General features: G+C 71.5%; 13 protein-coding genes and 1 riboswitch. Of the genes, 10 read left to right on the top strand and 3 right to left on the bottom strand.

The genetic code is table 11. The features are described 5' to 3' along the window. Nucleotides 1-3: 3 nt before the first annotated feature. The 4 genes from nuoL (at nucleotide 4) to recQ (ending at nucleotide 7,619) form a co-directional block, all read left to right on the top strand. Entirely contained in the window at nucleotides 4-1,986 is a 1,983-nt protein-coding gene (gene nuoL / locus AC0ZLC_RS21195) for an NADH-quinone oxidoreductase subunit L (protein ID WP_476753520.1), read from the top strand. A gap of 6 nt (nucleotides 1,987-1,992) precedes the next feature. Next, nucleotides 1,993-3,579, top strand: a complete 1,587-nt coding sequence (locus tag AC0ZLC_RS21190) for an NADH-quinone oxidoreductase subunit M (protein WP_476753519.1) — start codon at nucleotides 1,993-1,995, stop codon at nucleotides 3,577-3,579. Next, nucleotides 3,576-5,225, top strand: a complete 1,650-nt coding sequence (nuoN, locus tag AC0ZLC_RS21185; RefSeq protein WP_476753518.1) for an NADH-quinone oxidoreductase subunit NuoN — start codon at nucleotides 3,576-3,578, stop codon at nucleotides 5,223-5,225. Before AC0ZLC_RS21190 ends, nuoN begins: the two co-directional genes overlap by 4 nt. Nucleotides 5,226-5,522: 297 nt before the next feature. Continuing rightward, a complete protein-coding gene (gene recQ, locus AC0ZLC_RS21180; RefSeq protein ID WP_476753517.1) occupies nucleotides 5,523-7,619 on the top strand; it encodes a DNA helicase RecQ in 2,097 nt (698 codons plus the stop codon). Between the two features lie 45 nt (nucleotides 7,620-7,664). Here the strand turns inward: recQ and fahA are convergent, their stop codons facing one another. Further along, nucleotides 7,665-8,918: a fumarylacetoacetase gene (gene fahA, locus AC0ZLC_RS21175; protein ID WP_476753516.1), complete on the bottom strand. Its 1,254-nt coding sequence runs from the start codon at nucleotides 8,916-8,918 to the stop codon at nucleotides 7,665-7,667. A gap of 351 nt (nucleotides 8,919-9,269) precedes the next feature. Between fahA and AC0ZLC_RS21170 the strand changes: the two genes are divergently transcribed. Continuing rightward, on the top strand, nucleotides 9,270-10,148 hold the full coding sequence (locus AC0ZLC_RS21170; protein ID WP_476753515.1) for an HAD family hydrolase: 879 nt from the start codon (nucleotides 9,270-9,272) through the stop codon (nucleotides 10,146-10,148). A gap of 72 nt (nucleotides 10,149-10,220) precedes the next feature. Here the strand turns inward: AC0ZLC_RS21170 and AC0ZLC_RS21165 are convergent, their stop codons facing one another. Continuing rightward, nucleotides 10,221-10,955 carry a LysM peptidoglycan-binding domain-containing protein gene (locus AC0ZLC_RS21165; protein ID WP_476753514.1) on the bottom strand — a complete coding sequence of 245 codons (735 nt, stop codon included), beginning with the start codon at nucleotides 10,953-10,955 and terminating at the stop codon, nucleotides 10,221-10,223. Between the two features lie 6 nt (nucleotides 10,956-10,961). After that, nucleotides 10,962-11,121, bottom strand: a riboswitch (cyclic di-AMP (ydaO/yuaA leader). A gap of 469 nt (nucleotides 11,122-11,590) precedes the next feature. Then, nucleotides 11,591-13,624 carry a CocE/NonD family hydrolase gene (locus AC0ZLC_RS21160; RefSeq protein WP_476753513.1) on the bottom strand — a complete coding sequence of 678 codons (2,034 nt, stop codon included), beginning with the start codon at nucleotides 13,622-13,624 and terminating at the stop codon, nucleotides 11,591-11,593. Nucleotides 13,625-13,958: 334 nt separating this feature from the next. Between AC0ZLC_RS21160 and AC0ZLC_RS21155 the strand changes: the two genes are divergently transcribed. From AC0ZLC_RS21155 to AC0ZLC_RS21135, 5 genes are all read left to right on the top strand, one after another. Continuing rightward, nucleotides 13,959-14,969 (top strand): polyprenyl synthetase family protein, encoded by a 1,011-nt coding sequence (locus tag AC0ZLC_RS21155; RefSeq protein ID WP_476753512.1) that lies wholly within the window; start codon nucleotides 13,959-13,961, stop codon nucleotides 14,967-14,969. A 293-nt stretch (nucleotides 14,970-15,262) separates the two neighbouring features. Further along, nucleotides 15,263-16,210: a CHRD domain-containing protein gene (locus AC0ZLC_RS21150; protein ID WP_476753511.1), complete on the top strand. Its 948-nt coding sequence runs from the start codon at nucleotides 15,263-15,265 to the stop codon at nucleotides 16,208-16,210. A gap of 245 nt (nucleotides 16,211-16,455) precedes the next feature. Next, complete coding sequence (locus AC0ZLC_RS21145; protein WP_476753510.1) at nucleotides 16,456-17,724, top strand: LolA family protein; 1,269 nt, start codon at nucleotides 16,456-16,458, stop codon at nucleotides 17,722-17,724. 43 nt (nucleotides 17,725-17,767) lie between these two features. Continuing rightward, nucleotides 17,768-18,733 carry an ABC transporter ATP-binding protein gene (locus AC0ZLC_RS21140; protein WP_476753509.1) on the top strand — a complete coding sequence of 322 codons (966 nt, stop codon included), beginning with the start codon at nucleotides 17,768-17,770 and terminating at the stop codon, nucleotides 18,731-18,733. Then, nucleotides 18,720-19,616, top strand: coding sequence for an ABC transporter permease (locus AC0ZLC_RS21135; RefSeq protein WP_476753508.1), 897 nt, complete (start codon nucleotides 18,720-18,722; stop codon nucleotides 19,614-19,616). The genes AC0ZLC_RS21140 and AC0ZLC_RS21135 overlap by 14 nt, the downstream gene beginning before the upstream one ends. The last annotated feature ends 57 nt before the right edge of the window (nucleotides 19,617-19,673 follow it).

The following is a 19,673-nucleotide window of genomic DNA, read 5'->3' as shown; positions in this document are numbered from 1 at the left end:
ACCGTGTCTAACGCTGAGAATCTGATTGCGCTGCTGGTAGCGGCGCCGCTGCTCGGAGCGGCCGTCCTGCTGTGCGGCGGCCGGCGGCTGGACGCCGTCGGGCACTGGATCGGCACGGCCCTCGCGGCCGCCTCCTTCGTGATCGGCGCGGTCCTCTTCGCCGACATGCTGGGGCAGGACGAGGAGCACCGGGCCATGGCCCAGCACCTGTTCAGCTGGGTGCCCGTCGAGGGCTTCCAGGCGGACGTCGCCTTCCAGCTCGACCAGCTGTCGATGACGTTCGTGCTGCTGATCACCGGTGTCGGCTCGCTGATCCACCTGTACTCGATCGGGTACATGGAGCACGACGAGCGCCGCCGCCGCTTCTTCGGCTATCTGAACCTGTTCCTCGCGGCGATGCTGCTGCTCGTCCTCGCCGACAACTACCTCCTGCTGTACGTCGGCTGGGAGGGCGTCGGCCTCGCCTCGTACCTGCTGATCGGTTTCTGGCAGCACAAGCCCAGCGCCGCCACCGCCGCGAAGAAGGCCTTCCTGGTCAACCGCGTCGGTGACGTGGGCCTGTCGATCGCCATCATGCTGATGTTCACGACCTTCGGGACCTTCGCCTTCGGGCCGGTGCTCAACAGCGTGGACGACTCCGGTGAGGGGAAACTGACGGCCATCGGCCTGATGCTGCTGCTCGCCGCCTGCGGCAAGTCCGCCCAGGTGCCGCTCCAGTCCTGGCTGGGCGACGCGATGGAGGGCCCGACCCCGGTCTCCGCCCTCATCCACGCCGCGACCATGGTGACCGCGGGCGTCTATCTGATCGTCCGCTCCGGAGAGATCTTCAACGCCGCGCCGGACGCGCAGCTGGTCGTCACCGTCGTCGGTGCCGTCACGCTCCTGTTCGGTGCGATCGTCGGTTGCGCGAAGGACGACATCAAGAAGGCGCTGGCCGGCTCGACCATGTCGCAGATCGGCTACATGGTGCTGGCCGCGGGCCTCGGCCCCATCGGCTACGTCTGGGCGATCATGCACCTGGTGACGCACGGCTTCTTCAAGGCCGGGCTCTTCCTCGGTGCCGGTTCGGTCATGCACGGCATGAACGACGAGGTCGACATGCGCAGGTACGGCGGCCTCCGCAAGTACATGCCGGTCACCTTCATCACGTTCGGCCTCGGTTACCTCGCCATCATCGGCTTCCCCGGCCTGTCCGGCTTCTTCTCCAAGGACAAGATCATCGAAGCGGCGTTCGCCAAGGGCGGCACCGAGGGCTGGATCCTCGGCGGCGCGGCCCTGCTGGGCGCGGCCATCACCGCGTACTACATGACGCGCGTGATGCTGATGACGTTCTTCGGTGAAGAGCGCTGGCGCGACGCGCCGACGCCGTCCCCGGCCGAGCCGAGCGTGGAACCCGTGGCGGAGCACAGCGGCGAGGCCGCTTCCGGTCATGCCGCTGCCGCGACGGGTGCACCCCACCCGCACGAGTCGCCGAAGTCCATGACGATCCCCATGATCGTGCTGGCCTTCGGGTCGGTCTTCGCGGGCGGCTTCTTCAGCATCGGCGACCGCTTCCTGCACTGGCTGGAGCCGGTCACCGGGCACGACCACGGCGATTCCCCGGTCAGCGCCCTGACGGTCACCCTCGCCACGATGGCCGTGCTCGTCGTCGGCGTCGCCGTCGCGTACGCGCAGTACGGGCGCCGGCCCGTCCCGGCGGTCGCCCCGCGCGGGTCCCTGCTCACCCGGGCGGCCCGGCGCGACCTGCTCCAGGACGACTTCAACCACGTCGTGCTGGTGCGCGGCGGGGAGCACCTCACGCGCTCCCTGGTGTACGTCGACCACACCCTGGTCGACGGCGTCGTCAACGGCACGGCGGCTTCGGTCGGCGGCCTCTCCGGACGGCTGCGCAAGCTGCAGAACGGCTACGCGCGCTCGTACGCGGTCTCGATGTTCGGCGGTGCGGCGGTCCTCATCGCCGCGACCCTGCTGATGAGGGCGGTCTGATACCGAATGTCTGGATCCAACACAGTCTTCCCCCTGCTGACAGCGACGGCGGCGCTCCCGGCCCTCGGGGCGATCGCCACGGCCGCGGTGCCGGCCGCGCGTCGCGTCGCGGCCAAGTGGCTGGCGCTGTTCGTCTCGCTCGTCACGCTCGTCCTGGCCGCGGTCGTCCTGGTCCGTTTCGAACCCGGCGGCGACCGGTACCAGCTCACCGAGTCCCATTCCTGGATCGCCGACTTCGGGGTCAGGTACGAGCTGGGTGTGGACGGCATCGGGGTGGCGCTCGTCGCGCTGACCGCCCTGCTGATCCCGTTCGTGATCCTGGCCGGCTGGCACGACGCCGACCCGCAGGAGACCGGAAGCAGCCGCTGGCGGCCGACCCAGGGTTTCTTCGCCCTGATCCTGGCCGTCGAGGCGATGGTGATCCTCTCCTTCGAGGCCACCGACGTCTTCCTCTTCTACATCTTCTTCGAAGCCATGCTGATCCCGATGTACTTCCTCATCGGCGGCTTCGGGGACCGGGCCCACGAGCACGGCGACGCGGCGGCGGCCACGCAGCGCTCGTACGCCGCCGTGAAGTTCCTCCTCTACAACCTGGTCGGCGGCCTGATCATGCTGGCCGCCGTCATCGGTCTGTACGTGGTAGCCGGGAACTTCTCGCTCCAGGAGATCGCCGAGGCCCGGGCCGCCGGCACGCTGGACATGGCGACGAACACCGAGCGGTGGCTGTTCCTCGGCTTCTTCTTCGCGTTCGCGGTGAAGGCGCCCCTGTGGCCGCTGCACACCTGGCTGCCGAACGCCATGGGCGAGGCCACGGCCCCGGTCGCCGTGCTGATCACCGCGGTGGTCGACAAGGTCGGCACGTTCGCGATGCTGCGCTTCTGCCTCCAGCTGTTCCCGGAGGCCTCGAAGTGGGCGACGCCCGTCATCCTCGTACTGGCGCTGATCAGCATCATCTACGGGGCGCTGCTCGCGGTCGGCCAGCGGGACATCAAGCGGCTGGTGGCGTACGCGTCGATCTCGCACTTCGGCTTCATCATCCTCGGCATCTTCGCGATGACCAGCCAGGGCCAGTCCGGTGCGACGCTCTACATGGTCAACCACGGGATCTCGACCGCCGCCCTGATGCTGGTGGCCGGATTCCTGATCTCGCGGCGCGGTTCGCGCCTGATCGCCGACTACGGGGGAGTGCAGAAGGTCGCCCCGGTGCTCGCGGGCACGTTCCTGATCGGTGGCCTGGCGACCCTCTCGCTGCCCGGACTCGCGCCCTTCGTGAGCGAGTTCCTGGTCCTGGTCGGCACGTTCTCGCGCTACCCGGTCATCGGCATCATCGCCACCCTCGGCATCGTCCTCGCCGCGCTCTACACGCTCGTCCTCTACCAGCGGACGATGACGGGCCCGGTGAAGGCGGAGGTCGCCGAGATGCCCGACCTCAGGGTGCGTGAGCTCCTGGTCGTCGCCCCGCTGATCGCGCTGCTGATCTTCCTGGGCGTCTACCCGAAGCCGCTCACCGACATCGTGAACCCGGCGGTGCAGCAGACCATGTCAGATGTACACAAGAAGGACCCCAAGCCCGAGGTGGAGGCGGCCAAGTGAGCGCAGTAGCCGTCCACAGCCTGTGGACAACCGCGGCCGACCCGATCTCGAAGATCGACGCGCCGAAGATCGAATACGGGCAGCTGTCCCCCACCCTGATCGTCATCGGGGCGGCTGTCGCCGGGGTCCTGATCGAGGCGTTCGTGCCTCGCAAGTCCCGCTACTACGCGCAGGTGTTCCTGTCCGTCGTCGCGCTCGCCGCCGCCTTCGCCGCGGTCGTGGCGCTCGCGGCCGGCGGGTACGGCACGACGAAGGCGCACATCGCCGCCATGGGCGCGGTCGCCGTCGACGGCCCCGCCCTCTTCCTGCAGGGCACGATCCTGCTGGCCGGACTGCTCGGCGTCTTCACCTTCGCCGAGCGGCGGCTCGACCCCGAGGCGCACGGCAACCGCGTCGACTCCTTCGCCGCGCAGGCCGCGTCCGTGCCCGGCAGCGACAGCGAGAAGGCCGCCGTGAAGGCCGGGTTCACCACCACCGAGGTGTTCCCGCTCCTGCTCTTCGCGATCGGCGGCATGCTGGTCTTCCCGGCGGCGAACGACCTGCTGACGCTGTTCGTCGCCCTGGAGGTCTTCTCGCTCCCGCTGTACCTGCTGTGCGCCCTGGCCCGCCGCAAGCGGCTCCTGTCGCAGGAGGCCGCGGTCAAGTACTTCCTGCTCGGCGCCTTCGCCTCCGCGTTCACCCTGTTCGGCATCGCCCTGCTGTACGGCTACGCGGGCTCGGTGTCGTACGCGACCGTCGCGCAGGTCGTCGACGGCACCGTGCAGAACGTCGATCCCGCGCTCGCCGGCACCATGGGCAACGACACGCTGCTGCTCATCGGCGTCGCGATGGTCGTCATGGGACTGCTGTTCAAGGTCGGCGCGGTGCCGTTCCACATGTGGACCCCGGACGTCTACCAGGGCGCGCCCACCCCGGTCACCGGCTTCATGGCGGCGGCGACCAAGGTGGCCGCGTTCGGCGCCCTGCTCCGCCTCCTGTACGTGGTCCTGCCGGGCCTGCGCTGGGACTGGCGGCCGGTCATGTGGGGCGTCGCGGTCGTCACCATGCTGGGCGGCGCGATCGTCGCGATCACCCAGACCGACATCAAGCGGCTCCTCGCGTACTCGTCCATCGCGCACGCGGGCTTCATCCTCGCGGGTGTCATCGCGACGACGCCCGACGGTGTCTCGTCCGTGCTCTTCTACCTGGGCGCGTACTCGTTCGTGACGATCGGTGCCTTCGCGGTCGTCACCCTGGTCAGGGACGCGGGCGGCGAGGCCACACACCTGTCCAAGTGGGCGGGCCTCGGACGCAGGTCCCCACTGGTGGCGGCCGTGTTCGCGGTCTTCCTGCTGGCCTTCGCCGGTATCCCGCTGACCTCCGGGTTCGCCGGGAAGTTCGCCGTGTTCAAGGCGGCGGCGGAAGGCGGCGCGGGCGCGCTCGTCGTGGTCGGTGTGATCTCGTCGGCGATCGCGGCCTTCTTCTACATCCGGGTGATCGTGCTCATGTTCTTCAGCGAGCCGCGCCCGGAGGGCCCGACGGTCGCCGTGCCGTCGCCGCTGACCACGACGGCGATCGCGGTCGGCGTGGCGGTCACGCTGGTGCTGGGTGTGGCGCCCCAGTACTTCCTGGACCTGGCGGGCCAGGCGGGAGTCTTCGTCCGCTAGAGCGACCGCGTACGTGCCGGGCCCCGGCCTCCCCCCGGAGAACCGGGGCCCGCGCGCGTACGGAGGACCGGGGCCCGCGCGGCGTACGGGTTGCCCCGCCCGCGTGCGTACGGAAGGACGGAGGACCGGAGCCGCCCGCGCGCGCCGCGCCGCGGTGTTCGTGGAACACATGTGCGTGGCGCAACGGAACGGAACGGTCGCAGCCTGTGGACAACTCCCGGGGCTGTCGGTGCGTAGCCCTATGGTGGCTGTCGTGGGCGAAGCACGACATACGGGGGACGACGGGCGATGAGCGGGATGGGCGGGACAGCTGTGGTGACCGGAGCGGACGTGACGGCGGGACCGGCGGCGAGCGAGGCACTGGCCACGCTCCACCGGGTCTTCGGGTACGAGGCCTTCCGCGGCGAGCAGGGCGCCGTCATCGACCACGTGGTCGACGGCGGTGACGCCGTCGTCCTCATGCCGACCGGCGGCGGCAAGTCCCTGTGCTACCAGATCCCGGCCCTGGTCAGACCGGGCACGGGGGTCGTCGTCTCCCCCCTCATCGCGCTGATGCAGGACCAGGTGGACGCGCTGCGGGCGCTCGGCGTGCGGGCCGGGTTCATGAACTCCACGCAGGACTTCGACGAGCGGCGCGTCGTCGAGGCGGAGTTCCTGGCCGGAGAGCTGGACCTGCTCTATCTGGCTCCGGAGCGGCTGCGACTGCAGGGCACGCTGGATCTGCTGTCGCGTGCCAAGATCTCGGTCTTCGCGATCGACGAGGCGCACTGCGTGGCCCAGTGGGGTCACGACTTCCGCCCCGACTACCTGGCCCTCTCCCTGCTGGGCGAGCGCTGGCCCGACGTCCCCCGCATCGCGCTGACCGCGACGGCCACCGACGCGACGCACCGCGAGATCACCCAGCGTCTGGGCATGCCGGACGCCCGTCACTTCGTGGCGAGCTTCGACCGGCCCAACATCCAGTACCGCATCGTCCCCAAGGCCGACCCCAAGAAGCAGCTGCTGTCCTTCCTGCGCGAGGAGCACGCGGGCGACGCGGGCATCGTCTACTGCCTCTCGCGCAACTCGGTCGACAAGACGGCCGAGTTCCTCTCGCGCAACGGCATCGAGGCGGTGCCCTATCACGCGGGGCTCGACGCGGGCACCCGCGCGGCGCACCAGTCGCGTTTCCTCCGGGAGGAGGGGCTCGTCGTCGTCGCGACCATCGCATTCGGCATGGGCATCGACAAGCCGGACGTGCGGTTCGTCGCCCACCTCGACCTCCCCAAGTCCGTCGAGGGGTACTACCAGGAGACGGGCCGCGCGGGCCGCGACGGACTGCCGTCCACGGCCTGGATGGCGTACGGGCTGCAGGACGTGGTGCAGCAGCGCAAGCTCATCCAGGGCAGCGAGGGCGACGAGGCGTTCCGCCGCCGGGCGGCCGCCCACCTGGACTCGATGCTGGCGCTGTGCGAGACCGTCCAGTGCCGGCGCTCCCAGCTCCTCGCCTACTTCGGCCAGGACCCCCAGGCGGACCGCTGCGGCAACTGCGACACCTGCCTGGCCCCGCCGGAGACCTGGGACGGGACGGTCGCCGCGCAGAAGCTCCTCTCGACGATCGTCCGGTTGCAGCGGGAGCGGGGGCAGAAGTTCGGGGCGGTCCAGATCGTCGACATCCTGCTGGGCCGGCGGACGGCCAAGGTGATCCAGTTCGACCACGACCAGCTGTCCGTGTTCGGCATCGGCGAGGATCTCTCGGAGTCCGAATGGCGCGGTGTCGTCCGGCAGTTGCTGGCCCAGGGCCTGCTCGCGGTCGAGGGGGACTACGGCACGCTGGTGCTGACCGAGGCCAGCGGGACGGTGCTGCGGCGCGAGCGCCAGGTGCCGTTGCGCAAGGAGGCGCCGAAGCCGGTCACGTCCCGGTCCGGGTCGGGCCGGGGGGAGAGGAAGTCCAAGGCCGCGGTGGCCGAGCTGCCCGCCGAGCTGGTCCCCGTCTTCGAGGCGCTGCGCTCCTGGCGCGCGGCCCAGGCGAAGGAGCAGGGCGTCCCGGCGTACGTCATCTTCCACGACGCCACCCTCCGGGAGATCGCCACCGCGGCGCCGGCCTCGGTCGCGGAGCTGGGCGGGATCAGCGGCGTCGGCGAGAAGAAGCTGGCGACGTACGGGGAGGGAGTCCTCGCGGCGCTCGCGTCCGTGAGCGGTGCTCCGGCCGCCGAACCCGGCCCGGGTGCGACGGCCGCCGCTGCCGAACCGGGCCCGGACTCCGGTTCGGAACCCGGCCCGGACTCCGGCCGGCGCTCCGGTTCCGCGCCGGGCCCTGACTCCGGCCGGGGCTCCGGTTCCGCCGGTGCCCCCGACCCGGACTGGCCCGAGATGGACGAGGGGTTCGAGCCCGAGCCGGAGGACTGGATGTAGCGGCGGCGGGCGGGGCAGGACGCGCCCCACCGCGACCGGCCCGGGTCAGTTCCTCGGTACGACCCTGCCGGTCACCTCGCCGAGGCCCACCCGGGTCCCGCCCGGCCCCGGCGCCCAGGCCGTGAGGGTCACCTCGTCGCCGTCCTGGAGGAACGTCCGGTTGCCGTCGGGGACTTCGAGGGCGTCGCGGCCGTTCCAGGTCAGCTCCAGCAGGGAACCGCGCTCGCCTTCCGCGGGACCGCTCACCGTCCCGGAGCCGTACAGGTCGCCGGTCCGCAGGGACGCCCCGTTGACCGTCATGTGCGTCAGCTGCTGCGCCGCCGTCCAGTACATGCTGGAGAACGGCGGCTCGGAGACCTGGTGGCCGTTGATCGCGACGGAGATCCGCAGGTCGTAGCCGCCGGGGTCCTCCGAGGCGTCGTCCAGGTAGGGCAGCAGCGGGTGCGTGCGCTCCGGCGGTGCCACCCGCGCGTCCTCCAGCGCGTCGAGCGGGGTGATCCACGCCGACACCGAGGTGGCGAACGACTTGCCGAGGAAGGGGCCGAGCGGCACGTACTCCCAGGCCTGGATGTCGCGCGCCGACCAGTCGTTGAGGAGGCAGAGGCCGAAGACGTGGTCGCGGAACGCCGACAGGGGGACGGAGGTGCCCGGTTCGGAGGGCGCCCCGACGACGAAGCCGACCTCCGCCTCGATGTCCAGGCGGACGGACGGACCGAAGACCGGCGCGGCGTCCGCGGGTGCCTTGCGCTGGCCCGACGGACGGATCACGTCGGTCCCCGACACGACGACCGTGCCGGACCGCCCGTGATAACCGATCGGGAGGTGCTTCCAGTTGGGGGTGAGGGAGTCCTCCGCGTCCGGGCGGAAGATCTGTCCTACGTTGCGGGCGTGGTTCTCGGAGGCGTAGAAGTCGACGTAGTCCGCCACCTCGAAGGGCAGGTGCAGGGTGACCTCGGACAGCGGGTACAGCAGCGGCTCGATCGTCTCCCGGTGCGCCGGGACCGTCACCCACGCGGTGAGCGCGCGCCGCACGTCCGACCAGGCGGTGCGGCCCGCGGCGAGCAGGGGGTTGAGGGTCGGCCGCGCGAGCAGGGTCTCGTAGGGGGAGCCGAGCGCCCGTGCCGCGGCGCCCGCGTCGAGCACGCGGTCGCCGAGCCGGACGCCCACCCGTCGCGCGCCGGAGGACGGAGCACGGCCTGACCCCTCCGCGGAGCTGCCGGAACCCGCTGGGGAGAACACGCCGTACGGAAGATTGTGCGGACCGAAGGGGTCGCCCTCGGGGACGTCGAAGGGGGGCATCGGGTGCTGCCTCGCTTTCGTGCTCGCCAGTGATCCATGTGTGTCACGCGTCGATCCATGTGTTCCACGCGTTCCAGGTGGTCGCGGCACACGTTACGTGGGAGAGGCGAGCGGAGGCAGGTCCCGTGACGGACCGCGCACCGCGTCCGAAGAGTTCGCAATGTCCGGTCGAGCCGTGCCGGCGGGCCGATCGCCGCCTTCCGGCGCGGGCACCCGCGGCGGCCGCTTCGTACGGACCCGGTGATGCGCGGCGCGTGATCCCTTGCGGGGGACCGGCGTTGCTGCCGGGATACCGGACGTCGTCCGGTTCCCGCCGGGCCGTTGGGGCGCGGGATCCGTATTCTTCGGATCATGGCCGCTCCGACTGCATATTCACTCATCGCCACTGACCTGGACGGAACGCTGCTGCGCGGCGACGACACGCTCTCCGACCGGTCGCGGGCCGCGTTGGCGAGGGTGGCCGAGGCGGGCGGCCGGCATCTCGTGGTGACCGGACGCCCGGCGCCGAGGGTGCGCCCGCTGCTCGACGAACTCGGCGGCGGGGGGCTCGCGGTGTGCGGCCAGGGCGCGCAGCTGTACGACGCCGGGGCCGGCCGTCTGCTGTGGTCGGTGACCCTGGACCGGGAGCTGGCCGAGACCGCGCTCGGCAAGATCGAGGCCGAGGTCGGGCAGGTCTTCGCCGCCGTGGACCAGGACGGGGTGGACGGGCTCACGCTCATCGAACCGGGCTACCTCATGCCGCACCCGACGCTGCCCGCGGTGCGGGTGCTACGGCGCGACGACCTCTGGGCGGAGCCGATCAGCAAGGTGCTGCTCCGTCATCCCTTCCTGTCCGACGACGAGTTGGCGTCGGCGGCCAGGGCGACGGTCGGTTCCCTGGCGACCGTCACCATGTCGGGACCCGGCACCGTCGAACTCCAGCCATGCGGCGTGACGAAGGCGACGGGCCTCGCGCTCGCCGCCGGGCACCTCGGTCTGTCGGCGTCGGCCACGATCGCCTTCGGTGACATGCCGAACGACATCCCCATGTTCGACTGGGCCGCCCATGGTGTCGCCATGGCCAACGCCCATCCCGAACTCAGGGCGGTGGCGGACGAGATCACTCTCTCGAACGAGGAGGACGGCATCGCGGTCGTCCTGGAACGGCTGTTCCCCGGCCCTGGGGACCGGGGAACGGCGGACGCCGTCGGGCGGCGAGCACCCGGCGCGGTCCTGCACGGGGCCCGGTAGGCGGGGCCCCGCGCGGGAATCAGTGCGCGGGGGCCCGCACGAGTGATCAGTGCGCGGGGCCCCGCACGGTGATCAGTACGCGCCGAAGACGTTGTCGATCGAACCGTACTTGTCGGCCGCGTAGTTGCAGGCCGCCGTGATGTTCGCGACGGGGTCGTACGGGTCCATCGAGGTGCCGTCCACGTGGTACGCGGCGAAGGTCGGGTCGATGACCTGGAGGAGACCCTTGGACGGGGTGCCGGCCACCGCGTTGGAGTCCCAGTTGTTGATGGCCTGCGGGTTGCCCGACGACTCGCGCATGATGTTGCGGTGGATGCCGTCGTAGCTGCCCGGGATGCCCTTCTGGGACATGATGTCCAGGGCTTCCCTGATCCAGCCGTCCAGGTTGTTCGCGTACGTCTTCACGGACGCGGGGGTGACGGCGGACTTGGCGGCCGTGGTGGTTCCGGTCGCGGCGCCCTTGACGGTCTTCGTGCCGACCGTCAGCTTCAGGCCCGGGCGGATCAGTGACGGGTCGCTGCCGATGACCGCGCGGTTGGCCTCGTACAGCTTCTTCCAGTCGCTGTTCTCGGTGTGCTCACGCGCGATCTTGGCCAGGGTGTCGCCCAGGGCCACCTTGTAGGTGACGAGCTGGACCTGCGGGACCGCGGCCGGCACGGACCGGACGGCCTGCGTCGGCTGCGCTGCCTGCGCAACGGTGGCGCCCACGAGGGGGAGCGCGAGTGCGGCTCCGCCCGTTCCGGCGGCGATGAGCCCGCGGGTGAGGGCGTTGTTTCCGGGACGACGGTGCTTGCCTCGAACGGCCATGACGAAACTCTTCCTCTCCGATGCCTGCGAGGTGAGCTGTCGGGTTCGGGCTGGGAGGTGCCCGGCCGCACGGTGACATGCGACTTAACCCCGAGCCGTTCCGTTGATCCGGACCGGCGGCTTACCTGGGTCCCCCGCTCCTGCCGTGCGTGGGTGGGTGGGGTCACCGAGCGGCGGCAGGATTAGGCGGGTCCGCTCGGATCGACGTGAACGTATGCGAGAGCACATGTCCGAAACAAGGCCCGATTTCCCCTGCCAAGGCATTTGATCTACCTCTGGCCAGGGGAGAAATGGTCCGATTAGACCGGAACGTGAAACTCAACTTGCCTTTAGCAAAGGGATACTTGTCCGGCCGGACTGGCGAAAAGATCGATTTGCGCGTGACCCATTTCACGCCAACAAGCGCCATGAAAGGGGATTTAAGGCAGGCAACTCGGGCATTACCGGCGGCGGCTCGAAGGTGGGGAGGCCCGGTGGCGCGGCGGCCCGGCGGCCCGGCGGCCCGGCGGCCGGGCGGGCTGCCGCGAGTGGGAGCGGGTGGGCCGCCGGGAGGGGGCGGGCAGGCCGCCGAGGGAGACGCTGCGTGCCGGGCCGAGTCCCGCCGGGCGGCGACGGGAACTGTCAGACGGGTCGTCCTAACCCGCCGTGCGCGGGATGCGCCTCTCCCACGTCCGGTGGAAGACGACCTCGTCCCCGTCCCGGCAGATCACCTCGTCCGAGGTGATGAACTCATCTGCCTCACAGGTGATTTGGGAGTGGGTCTCCACGCGCGCGTCCCAGGAGGTGTCCGGCCGGTGGAACCGGATCGACCAGTCCGAGCGGGTGCGGGCGGACAGGGGATCCCGCTGGCCGGTCGTGTACGTCTCCAGGGCGTCCTCCGTGACCTCGAGGCCGTCGGGGTACACCCGGGTGCCGCCGAGGCCCGGGTCCACCTCCAGTCGCCAGGTGCCCGCGGCGACATCCCGCACGACCAGCCGTTGCGGGCGGGGTTCGTCCAGAGTCGCCGGGACGACCGCGCCCAGCGGCGCCGACTCCTCAGGCTCCTCGAAGGTGATCGAGGGGTCCGACTCCCGCGCGCGTACGGGCAGTTCGAGCGAACTGCCGTCCGGGTGCAGCGTGAAGCCGGCGTCCGAGCCCGGCTGGGGCCAGACCCAGGGCCAGTACGCCGAGGAGACCGCGAGCCGGATGCGGTGCCCCGGCGGGAAGGCGTGACCGATGCCGCTCAGCTCGAACATCACGTCCCGGGTCGCGCCGGGCGGCCACTCCACCGCCCGGTCCGAGCCCTCGCGGGCGGAGAGGTTCAGCACGCCGCGCGTGACGAGCGTCGACGCCCCGTCCGGGAACACGTCGCAGAGCCGCGCGACCACCTGCCCGCGCGGCACCGGCGAGGTCAGCCGCAGACAGACCCTCGGCCGCCCCAGCACCCAGGTCTCCTCCCGCACCTCGAACTCGAAGCACGCCGACTTCGCGTCCTCGTCCCGCTGGTCCGGCGGCAGGTCGGCGTCATTGCCGAGGGGCAGGAAGCGGCCGGCGTCCAGCCCGGTGTGCAGCGGCGAGCGCACCGGCACGGGCGCGCCCCGCAGCGCGTACGACACCGGTGTCACCGACGGCGAGGGCCAGGCGTCCTCCCCGACCCAACGGCCGGGCAGGGCCGGGTACACCGTGGCCGGGACGTGCGAGTCGCTGATGTACGCGCGCAGGAGCGGTTCGGACAGGACACCGGTGGCGCCCCCGGCCGGGGTGGCACCCCCGTCGGGGCCGGGTTTCAGCCAGTGGTCCCACCAGCGCAGCGTCTCCTGGAGGAAGCCGATCGCCGGGCCTGGCGGCAGCCCCCGGTCTGGGTACTGGTGCGACCAGGGGCCGATCAGCCCGCGTACGCGGTCCGCCGGAAGGTGCTCGACCAGGCGCAGGACGGTGTCCCGGTACGGGTCGTGCCAGCCGCCGACCGCGAGCACCGCGGCCCTGACCGACCCGTAGTCCTCGCGCACGCTGCCGCGCCGCCAGTAGGCGTCCCGCGTCTGGTGCTCCAGCCAGGTGTGGACGAAGGGGGTCACGGCCTCCAGCCGTCTCACCCACATGTCGCGCCACATCACCTGACCGACGTAGCGCGGGTCCGGCGGGCGGGAGGCGAAGGCGAGCATGGCCGCCGCCCGGCCGTGCAGGTCGCAGGCCAGGACGGAACCACCCAGGTAGTGCCGGTCGTTGTCGTAGCGGTCGTCCGTCGAGCAGACCGCGACCACGGCCTCGAGCGGTTCGGGCGCGAGGGCCGCGACCCGGAGGGAGTCGAAGCCGCCCCGGGAGAGGCCGAACATGCCGACCCGCCCGGTGCACCACGGCTGTGCCGCGAGCCAGTGGACGACCTCGACCCCGTCGGCCGCCTCCACCTGCGCGTGCTCGTCCGCCGGCAGGCCCTCCGAGTTGCCGTGCCCGCGCACGTCCACCCGGACCGAGGCGTAGCCGTGCCCCGCGTACCAGGGGTGGCGCTGCCAGTCGCGGGGCGCGGTCCAGTCCGTCAGGCGGTACGGGAGGTATTCGAGGAGCGCCGGGACGGGCTCGTCGGTGACCGGGCGCCACACGCGCGCGTACAGGCGTGTCCCGTCCGGCAGCGGGATCAGGACGTCCTCGTGCGCCGTCTCGTAGGGGAACGACGTACGGATGTGCGTGCTCATCGCGGTGACCTCGGGGAGTGGAGTGCCCCGGGCCGCGTGGCGTGCCGGGTGGCGGCGGCGCGTCGCGGCACGAGAGCCTTCCGGTGGGTTCGGTACAGGTCAGGACGTATCGGGTGATCAAGAACATACCGCCCGTGATGCCGTATCGCCCGGGCACGACTGCGCCCGCTGGGGGAGGGAAGTCGTGGACGGGGGCGGTGGGCGCTCGTGGTGATCGAAACGTGACCGGATACGCTGACTTGAGTGATGGCAGCGACACATCGACAAACCGTGTCATCGACCGAATGATCGACCGAGTTCGCCATGTGATCGTCAGCAGACAGGAGAACCTCTCGTGACCGTCGTCGGGCCTTTCGGGCTGAGCGTGCGGGACCAGGCTCTCGAAGCCGATGTCCAGGCAGGATTGACGGCTGTCGAAGAGGGCTTGCTCGAAGCCACCAAGAGCGAGGTCCCCTTCATCACGGAGGCCGCCCAGCACCTCGTGCGGGCCGGCGGAAAGCGGTTCAGGCCGCTGCTCGTGATGCTCGCCGCCCAGTTCGGGGACCCCTACGCGCCGGGCATCGTGCCTTCGGCCGTGGTCGTCGAGCTCACCCACCTCGCGACGCTGTACCACGACGACGTGATGGACGAGGCGGAGGTGCGCCGCGGGGTGCCCAGCGCCAACACCCGCTGGGACAACTCGATCGCCGTCCTCACCGGCGACTTCCTCTTCGCCCGCGCCTCCCACATCCTGGCCGACCTCGGCCCGGAGGCCGTCCGGGTCCAGGCCGAGGCGTTCGAACGCCTGGTCACCGGCCAGATCCTGGAGACCGCCGGCCCCCGTGACGAGCGCGACCCGATCGACCACTACCTCGACGTGCTCAGCGGCAAGACCGGCTCGCTGGTCGCCGTGGCCTGCCGTTTCGGCGCGATGATGTCGGGCGCCGACGACACGGTCGTGGACGTGCTCACCCAGTACGGCGAGCGGCTCGGCGTCGCCTTCCAGCTCGCCGACGACGTCCTGGACATCGCGTCCGACTCGCACGAGTCGGGCAAGACGCCGGGGACCGACCTCCGCGAGGGGATCCCCACGCTGCCGGTGCTGCGGCTGCGCGAGCGGGTGGAGCGCCTCGGGCTCGCCGAGGACATCGCCCTGTGCGAGCTGCTCGACTCCGACCTCACGGACGACGCCCGGCACGCCGAGGCGCTGACCCGCCTGCGGGCACATCCCGCGCTGGAGCAGGCCCGCCGGGACACCGTGCGGTACGCCGAGGACGCGCGGGCCGCGCTGGCGCCGCTGGTGGAGTGCGATGCCAAGGCGGCGCTCCTGGAGCTGTGCGACGCGGTGGTGCACCGGGCCGGCTGACCGGCCCGCCCGCCGGTGGACGGACCGGTGAGGGTCCCGCTCCCCGCGTCGGGCCCCGCCCCTCGCCTCGGGCTGTGCCCTCGTGCCACTCTTCACGGTCGTCCTTGCGCGCCGGACGCACCCGGAGCCCCTGTGCGCCGGACGCACCCGGAGCCCCTGTGCGCCGGACGCACCCGAGCGTCTGTGACGTGGGTCACGTGATCACTTTGAGTGCGGACCTCCTTCCGCTCCGTAGTCCCGTTTTGTAGGCCGACGCCAGGGGGCGCGGCCGGGACACGGGGAGACGACGAATCATGGGATCGAACGTCACAGCTGCGGCGCGCCGCAGGCGCCTTGCCCTGGCCGGTGTCGCGGTGGCCTCGGCCGCCGCGCTCGCCGCCGCGGCCGATCCCGCGGTCGCCGACAGCACAGCCGTCCCGACGGACGGCGGCACGATCCTCGCCGCCAGTCTGCGCGGCGCCGACGAGGTGCCGGCGGCGGACGGTCCCGCCGCCCGCGACGAGGAAGGCGCGGCCCTGGAATTCATCAAGGTCGACGGCGACCGAGTGTCCGTCGCCGTGACCTGGCGCGGCACCGGCAGACCGACCCGCCTCCACCTCCACCAGGGAGCCAGGGGCACCCACGGCGACGTGCGGGTGGACTTCACCGAGCGGCTGGGCAGGAGCGGGCGGCACCGCGCCACCGGCACCGCCGTGGTCGAGGACACCGCCCTGCTCCAGCGGCTGACCGGCGACCCGGGCGCGTTCTACGCCGATCTGCACACCGCCGAGTTCCCGGGCGGCGCACTCCGCGGTCAGCTCCACCGCGTCACCACCGCCTTCGACTTCCGCCACGCGTTCGACAGCTTCCAGGCGACGGTGGTCAGGGGCGAGCAGATCTACGCGTGCAAGCCGGTCGAGGGCGGCGGCCACGCCTTCGCCCAACGGGACGTCAGCGCCGTGCTCGGCGGCCGTATCGCGCACTCGTTCGTGGCGCCCGACTCCGGTACGCCGCAGTGGGTCGCGCCCGACGGCAGCGCGGTCACCGGGGCGGTGCTCGCCAGGACGCCGAACGGCGCCGGGAACATCCCGGAACTGGACCTGAAGGCCACCCCGTCCGGAAAGCCGCGCGGGCTGCTGGCCGGCACCGCCGAGATCCTGCGCCTCAACACGGTGGGCGGAGTGGCCCCGGCCGGGTCCTGCACACCGGGCGCGATCGCGCGGGTCCCCTACCGGGCCGACTACGTGTTCGTGCAGCGCTGACAGCGAGTCCCGGTCCCGCGGGCGGTGTCTGCCCCACACGACCCCTACGGGTCGGGGGAGGCACCGCCCCTGCGTGTCATACCGCAGCAGTACACGGAGTTGAGCCCGGGGTCTGACGCTTCTTCCCGGCGGATTTGGTCAGATGGAAAGCACCACTCCTCATCAATTCGGGTGAGAATGGCGGCGCAGGGGTGGACGAGGACAGTGACTGAAGGCCGCCGCCGATGACGGAGGTAAAGGCACACATGACACCGTACGCATCCGAGGACCCGTTGGCCCACGAGGCCGACGACGTGAGCGCGGGCCGGCGCAAGGCCGCGCGGTACGTCGTCCCGGTCGCGGTGGTGGGGGTGGCGGCGGCGACCATCGGGCTCGTCCCGGCGCTCGCCGACTCCGGCGACCCCGACCTGCCGAAGATCACCGCTCAGCAACTCATCGAGAAGATCGCCAAGTCGGACACCCAGCGGCTGTCCGGCACGGTGAAGATCAGCACCGACCTCGGGCTGCCCGATCTGGGCGGTCTGGAGAGCAGCTTCGCCCCGGGGGCGGCCGGCAAGGGCGGTGGCTCCTCCGCCGACCCGTCGTCCAAGCTCATGGAGCTGGCCTCCGGCACGCACACCCTGCGCGTCGCGGCCGACGGCCCCGACAAGGGCAAGGTGTCGCTGCTGGACAAGGCGGCCGAGTACAGCGTCATCCACAACGGCGCGGACGTCTGGGCCTACGACAGCAAGTCGAACGAGGTCTACCACTCGACCGCTCCGGAGGGCGCGAAGAGGTCCGAGGCGCCCGAGGACGTCCCGGCCACGCCCCAGGACCTGGCCGAGGAGGCGCTTAAGGCGGTCGACAAGACCACGTCGGTGACCGTCGACGGCACCGCGCAGGTCGCCGGCCGGGACGCGTACCGGCTGGTCGTCAAGCCGAAGCAGTCCGGTTCCACGGTCGGCGCGATCACCGTCGCCGTCGACGCGAAGACCGGTACGCCGCTGAAGTTCACGCTCACCCCGGCGAGCGGCGGCTCGGCGGTCGTGGACGCCGGCTTCACCCAGGTCGACTTCGCGAAGCCGGCCGCGTCGACCTTCGACTTCACCCCGCCGAAGGGCGCGAAGGTCACCGAGGGCGACGCCGGGGCCGGCTCGAAGGGGCCGAAGTCCGCGCCGCATTCCGCGCCGAAGTCCTCCCCGCAGTCCTCCCCGCAGTCCTCCCCGAAGTCCTCCCCGAAGTCCGACGAGGACCTCGCCGAGGGACTCGACGGACTGAAGACCATCGGCGAGGGCTGGACCACGATCGCCCGGTTCGACACGGGCGGTCAGGGCATGCCGTCGGAGTCCTCCGGCAACGGTGACGTCTCCGGCTTCCTGAACTCCCTCGGCGACCACGTCAGCGGGAAGTTCGGCTCGGGCACGGTCTTCTCGACCCGGCTGGTCAACGCGCTGATCACGGACGACGGCCAGGTGTACGCCGGTGCCGTCACCAAGGAAGCGCTGGTGAAGGCGGCCGACGCCGCCGCGAAGTAGGTCCGCGTCCCGCGGGCCGGGGACCGACGAATCGAGGGAACGCATGGAGGAGCCGTCCGCCGCGGAGCCCGGGCTGGTGGACGCGGTGATCGCCACCCGCGCGCTCACCAAGCGCTACCGCGGCGGACAGCTCGCCGTCGACGGTCTCGATCTGAGCGTCCCGGCGGGCAGTGTCTTCGGCTTCCTCGGGCCGAACGGCTCGGGCAAGACCACCACCATCCGCATGCTGATGGGCCTGATCGCCCCGACGTCCGGCACGGCGCGCGTGCTGGGGCAGCCGATGCCCCGCGCCGCGCGCGCCGTGCTCCCGCAGGTGGGCGCCCTCATCGAGGGCCCGGCCCTGTACGGGTTCCTGTCCGGGCGCGACAACCTCCTGCGGTACGACGCCGCCGACCCGACCGCCGACCCGCGCACCCGGCGCACCCGCGTCGCGGCCGCGCTCGACCGGGTGGGCCTCACCGCCGCCGCGGGCAAGAAGGCGAAGGCGTACTCCCTGGGCATGAAGCAGCGGCTGGGACTCGCCGCCGCGCTCCTGACGCCCCGGCGGCTGCTCGTCCTCGACGAGCCGACCAACGGCCTGGACCCGCAGGGCATGCGCGAGATCCGCTCCCTGGTACGGGAGCTGGCGTCCGACGGCGCCACCGTCTTCCTGTCCTCGCACCTCCTCGACGAGATCGAGCAGGTGTGCACGCACGCGGCCGTGATGGCCCGGGGCCGGCTGATCATCCAGGGGCCGGTGGCGGAGCTGGCGGCGGGTGCGCGAGGGCGCCTCGTGGTGACCACCCCCGACACCGGCGAGGCGGCGCGGGTGCTGAAGGAACAGGGCGTCACCGATCTCGTGGTGACGGAGACAGGGGTGAGCGCGGAGCCGCCGGAGCGTGAACCGGCCGAACTGAACGCCGCGTTGGTCACGGCGGGCGTGCGGGTGCGCGGCTTCGGGGTGGAGCGGGCGTCCCTGGAGGACGCGTTCGTGGCGCTGACGGGAGAGGGCTTCGATGTCGCGGGCTGAGGCGGCGGCACCTGCGGCCGGCGACCGCACCGTACGGAAACCGGGTCCGCTGTGGACGCTCGGACTGTTCCGCAGCGAGCTGGTCACCACCTTCCGGCGCTGGCGGACGATCGCGCTGCTGGCCGTGCTGGCGGCCGTGCCCGTCCTCATCGGTGTCGCCGTGAAGATCGAGACCAGTGACGGCTCGGCGGCGGGCGGCGGGGGCGGCGAGGGCCCGGCGTTCATCTCGCAGATCACCAACAACGGCCTGTTCCTGGTGTTCACGGCGCTCGCCGCGACGCTCCCCTTCTTCCTGCCGATGGCGGTCGGTGTCGTCGCGGGCGACGCCGTCGCCGGCGAGGCGAACGCGGGCACCCTGCGCTATCTGCTGGTCGCCCCCGCGGGCCGCACCCGCCTGCTGGTCACCAAGTACGCGACGGTGCTGACGTTCTGCCTGGCCGCGACCCTCGTGGTGACCGTATCGGCGCTCGCGGCGGGCGCCCTCCTCTTCCCGCTCGGGGAGCTGACGACGATCTCCGGGACCCGGATCAGCCTCGCCGAGGGCTTCGGCAGGGCCCTGCTCATCGCGCTGGCCGTCGCCGCCTCACTGACCGGAACGGCGGCGCTCGGCCTGTTCGTCTCGACGCTGACCAACAGCGGCATCGCGGCGATGGCGACGACGGTCGGCCTTCTCGTCACCGTCCAGATCCTCGACCAGATCCCCCAGCTGCACGCCCTCCAGCCGTACTTCTTCCCCCACTACTGGCTGTCCTTCGCCGACCTCATGCGGGAGCCGGTGTACTGGCAGGACATGGTCCGCAATCTCGAACTGCAGGCCCTGTACGCGGCCGTGTTCGGCTCCGCGGCCTGGGCGCGGTTCGCGGCGAAGGACATCACGGCGTAGGGCATCACGGCGAAGGACAGGACTTCACGGCGTAGGGCATCACGGCGAAGGACAGGA

The sequence above is a fragment of the Streptomyces sp. GLSS-08 genome (assembly GCF_056387915.1).
Note: the sequence above shows the minus strand (reverse complement) of the source record. Positions and strands in the feature narration are given on the sequence as shown.